General features: G+C 73.8%; 3 protein-coding genes. 1 reads left to right on the forward strand and 2 read right to left on the reverse strand.

All coding sequences use genetic code 11. The features are described from left to right. Both K206_RS37205 and K206_RS0100250 read right to left on the reverse strand, forming a co-directional pair. The coding region (locus tag K206_RS37205) for an MFS transporter (protein ID WP_043364907.1) at positions 1-378 on the reverse strand (378 nt) is incomplete at its 3' end. A gap of 145 nt (positions 379-523) precedes the next feature. After that, complete coding sequence (locus K206_RS0100250; RefSeq protein WP_020200399.1) at positions 524-3,835, reverse strand: bifunctional cytochrome P450/NADPH--P450 reductase; 3,312 nt, start codon at positions 3,833-3,835, stop codon at positions 524-526. A 247-nt stretch (positions 3,836-4,082) separates the two neighbouring features. On the opposite strand from K206_RS0100250, the gene K206_RS37210 reads away from it, so the two are divergent. Further along, the coding region (locus K206_RS37210) for a TetR family transcriptional regulator (RefSeq protein ID WP_020200400.1) at positions 4,083-4,617 on the forward strand (535 nt) is incomplete at its 3' end.

The raw sequence follows: 4,617 nt of genomic DNA on the forward strand, positions 1-4,617 counted from the left end.
CGCGGCATCGGCGGCGGCCAGCCGGTAGAAGCGCGCGAAGGCCTGGAACACGCCGACCAGCGCGGTGCCCACGCAGAACGCGGCGAAATCATGGTGCGCGATGGCCCACACCGACACCAGCCCGCCCGCACAGCAGGCCAGCCCGCCCAGGCAGAACGCGGCGCGGCGGCCGAGGCGCTCGATCAGGAACGCCGCCGCGATGGCGGTGACGGCGGACGCCACCGTGATCAGCGCGAACGGCAGCGTGGCCAGCGCCTTGTCCGGCGCCAGCGTGTAGCCGACCAGCCCGGTCAGCGTGAGGTCGACCGACAGGGCCGAGGTGAAGAGAGCCTGGCAGACCGCCAGCAGGCGGGCTTGCGGGATCGCGGGACGTGCCATCGGGGGCGCTCCGGTAAGGACGGGCGTTGGGGATGACACCGAGCGTAAGGAAAGCGCCGCCGCGCCGGCTGACAATGATCCGTGGAATCCTGCCATGTGGATGGGGCGGGCGGCGGGCGGCGGCGGGCCGCGAACAATCAGTCAGTCAGTTGAACACGTCCTGCCGGTAGCGGCCCTGCGCGACCATGCCGGCCAGCCAGTCGGACGCCGCCGCCTCGGGCATGCCGCCCTGCTGCGCGGCGATCTCGATCAGCGTGCGGCGCACCGCGGGCGCCATCTGCCGCCCGTCGCCGCACACGTAGAGGGTGGCGCCGTCGCGCAGCAGCGCCCACACCGCGGCGCGGTCGCGCCACAGCAGGTGCTGCACGAAGCGCTGGTCCGGCGCGCCGGTGGCCGAGTACGCGGCGTGCGCCTGCACCACGCCCGCGTCCTGCCAGCACGCGATGTCGTCGCGGTACAGCCAGTCGTGCGCGGGATGGCGGCAGCCGTAATAGAGCTGGCTGGCGGCGACGCGCATGCCGGCGGCCCGCTGCGCCGCGCGCTCCTCCAGGAAGCCGCGGAACGGCGCGATGCCGGTGCCGGGGCCGACCAGGATCATCGGCCGGGCGGGATCGGCGTCGGGCGCGAACGGCGGGTTCGGCGTGCGGATGCCGGCGGCCACCATCGCGCCGGGCGCCAGTCCCTGCAGCCAGGTCGAGGCCACGCCGCGGAACATGCCGCGCCCGGACAGCGCGGGCGCCCACACCGTGCCGACCGTGATCGCGGCCACGTCCGGCGACACCGCCGGCGACGAGGCGATCGAATAGAGGCGCGGGCGCATCGCCACGGTGCAGGCCAGCAGGCCGGCCAGCGTCAGCTCGATGGCGGGATGGCGCGCCAGCACGTCGGCCAGCGCGAGGCGCGGCGCCGCCACCCGCGCGGCGTAGCCGGCGGCGGGATCGTCCGAGCCGAGCTGCTCCAGCGCGGCGCGCGTGCGCGGGCAGCGCGTGTATTGCAGCAGCGTGCGCAGGGTCTGGCGCGACACCACGTCCTGCAGCTCGATGAAGTGCGTGAGCAGCTCGCGCACCGGCAGCGCCTCTTCCAGCGGCAGGCCGCGCGCGGCGCCGGCGTGCGCGGCCGACAGCGTCGCCATCGCGTCGGGATCGAGGTCGAGCCGCGCGCACAGGTCGTCCACCACGGCCGGCTGGTTCTGCGGGTACACCGCGAGGTGGTCGCCGGTGGCGTAGCGCACGCCTTCGGGCAGGCGCAGGCGGATGTCGCGCGTGGAGGTGCGCGGCGCCTCGCGCGCGAAGTCCCACAGGCCGGCGGGATCGCTGACCAGCTCGGTGTTGGCCAGCACCGTGAACGCCTGCGTGGACGGCGGCAGCGTGCCGGCGCGGATGGCGGCGATGCCGCGCAGCCGCACCGCGATCGCGCCGGCCGCGGCGGCGGGCGCGTCCGGCCCGGCGCCCTGCGCCTCGCGCAGCGCTTGCAGCGCTTGCCACAGCGCGGCCAGCCATTGCCCGGCGGCGTGGTCGAAGTCGCCGTTGCCGTCGGCCTCGCCGCGCGCCAGCAGCGGGGTGGCGCCGGCCGCGTCGAAGAACGCCTGCACGCGCTTGGGAAACGCCTGGTAGGTGGCCCATTGCGAGTTGCCGCAGCCGAGCACGGCGAAGCGCAGGCCGGGCGCGCGGTAGCCTGCAGGCGCCTGCGCCTGCGCGTCGAGCATGGCCTCGAAGCGGCGCGCCGAATCGGGCGCGCGGCCGTTGTAGGTGGCCGCCACGATCACCGCCAGCCCATCGGTCGGCAGCGTGTCCACCGCGGCGTCGAGATCGCGCAGCGTGGCGGCGAAGCCGGCCTGCAGCGCGCCCGCGTGGATCTGCTCGGCGAGCTCGCGCGCGGTGCCCAGGCTGGAGCCGCACAGCACCGCCAGCGGCAGGCCGCCGCCGTGCACCGCCGGGCGCGCGGGCTGCGCCGCGGCCGCGCCGGCCTGCGCCGCGGCGATGCGCTCGTGCGGGCGGCGCCGGCGCGCGCGCAGCGTGAAGCCGTCGGGCTTGAGCGTGAGCGTTTCCTTGATGCGGAACTGGTAGTCGTGCGGATCGCTGAACTGGAAATTGCGCAACATCAGCGCCAGCGCCAGCTTGGCCTCGGTCAGCGCGAACTGCCGGCCGATGCAGGCGCGCTCGCCGTTGCCGAACGGCTTGTAGGCATGCGGATGGATGCGCGCCTCGTTCTCGGGCAGGAAGCGGTCGATGTCGAAGCGCTCGGGGTCGGCCCACACCTTGGGGTCGCGGTGCAGCCCGGTGAGCACCACCGACAGGCGGCGGTCCTTCCGGATAAGGTAGCGCCCGCCCAGCAGCGTGTCCTCGAACGGCGCCACCGAGAAGCCCGGCGCGGTCGGCCACAGCCGCAGCGTTTCCTTGAGCACGCGGTCGATCACCTGCAGGCGCGCGAGGTCGGCGTAGGCCGGCGGCGCGTCGCCGGGCAGCACGGCGTCCACCTCGGCGTAGGCCTGCGCCAGCACGCCCGGATGGCGCATCAGCTCGTACAGCGCGAAGGTCAGCATGCCGCTGGTGGTCTCGTGCCCGGCGATCAGGAAGGTGATGACCTGGTTGCGGATGTTCACGTCGTCCAGGCGCTCGCCGCTGTCGGGGTCGCGCGCGTCGAGCATCAGGTTGAGCAGGTCGGGCTCGGGGGCCTGGCCGCGCGCGGCCGCCGCGCGGCGCTGCCTGACCACGTCGTCGACCAGCTCGCGCATGAAGCCGACGTCGGCGGCGAACTTGCGGTGCGCCGCGTGCATGAACTTGTCCTTGATGGCCAGGCGCGTGAGCTTGCCCATCGCTTCCTCGAGCGCGCCGACCATCGCGCCGATGAACGGATGCAGCTGCGCGCTGGCGAACGAGTCGAAGTCGTAGCCGAAGCCCGACAGCGCGATGGTGTCGAGCGTGAGGCGCGTCATGTCGTCGGCCACCGCGATGTCGGCGTCGGGCCCCTGGCGCTCCCACTTGCCGACCAGCCGGTTGGCCACGCGCAGCATCACGTCGAAGTAGCCCTTCATGGCGCGCTGGCTGAACGCGGGCATCAGGATGCGGTGCGCGCGGCCCCAGTTCTCCTCGCCGTGGTCGGCGGTAAACAGGCCGTCGCCGCCGACGTCGCGCAGGTAGGACAGCGGCGGGCCGATCAGCTTGCGGAAACGGCGCCCGTCGGCCAGCTCGGCCACCAGCCCGGCATCGCTGACGAAGGCCACGCGCCGGCCGGCGAAGTTCAGCTCGAAGATGCCGTCGAACTCGCGGCTGCGCGCCAGCAGGTGCTGCGCGACCATGCCGGGCGTGACCTGCAGCAGGTTGCCGACCACGGGCCAGCCGGGCGCCTGCGGGATGGGTTCGGGCTGGCGCGCGGCCGGCGCATCGGGCTGGCGGTCGGACGCACGGTCGGGCACGCGGTCGGCGGCGGCGGATGCCGGGTTGGGCACTGGCTGCATGTTCAGGTCACCGTTCGAAGGCGGCGCGCGGGCGCCGGGGTTGTCTCGCGTTCGTTGTTCTTGTGGGCGTAGACAAATGTCTACTTTTGCAGCAAAGTAGACGAACGCAGACCGAGTGTCAATTCCAAACCGGCATTTCACGGCGGGTGCGCGCGGCGGCCGGCGCGGCTATGCTGCGGCCATCCGCGTAGCCATGCGCCGTGGTTGTCCGCCGTGTTGCCCGGCCCCGACATTTCACACGAACATCATGGACGACGTTGCCGCCGGCAAACGCAAACTGATCGACGCCGCGCTGCGCCTGGCCGCCGCGCGGCGCAGCTTCGCCGGCCTGGGCCTGCGCGAGCTCGCGCGCGAGGCGGGGCTCAACCCCAACACCTTCTACCGCCATTTCCGCGACATGGAGGACCTCGCGCTGACCGCCGTGGCCGAGGTCGGCGCCGAGCTGCGCCCGATGCTGCGCGCGGTGCGCTGGGCGGCCGCGCGCGACAACCCGGACGAGGTGGCCACGCGCGCGTGCGCGGCGTTCTTCGCCTACGCCGAGGCGCACCGGGATGCCTTTTTCGTCGGCGTGTGCGGCAGCACCGGGCCGCAGCCGGCGCTGCGCGACGCGGTGCGCCAGCTGCTGGCGGACATCGCCGCCGAGATGGCGGAGGACATCGAGCGGCTGGGGCTGTGCCCGGGCCTGCCGCGCGCGGCGCTCGACGATCTCTCGGGCTACGTGGTGTCCTACCTGTTCCACCTGTCGACCGACTATCTCGAAGCCGACGCGGCGGGCCGCCGCC

This window comes from Cupriavidus sp. WS (genome assembly GCF_000395345.1).
Taxonomy (GTDB): Bacteria; Pseudomonadota; Gammaproteobacteria; order Burkholderiales; family Burkholderiaceae; genus Cupriavidus; species Cupriavidus basilensis_B.

Coding starts and splice junctions, on each gene's coding strand:
- K206_RS0100250 (WP_020200399.1), bottom strand. CDS start 3,835: ATGCAGCCAGTGCCCAACCCGGCATCCGCCGCCGCCGACCGCGTGCCC.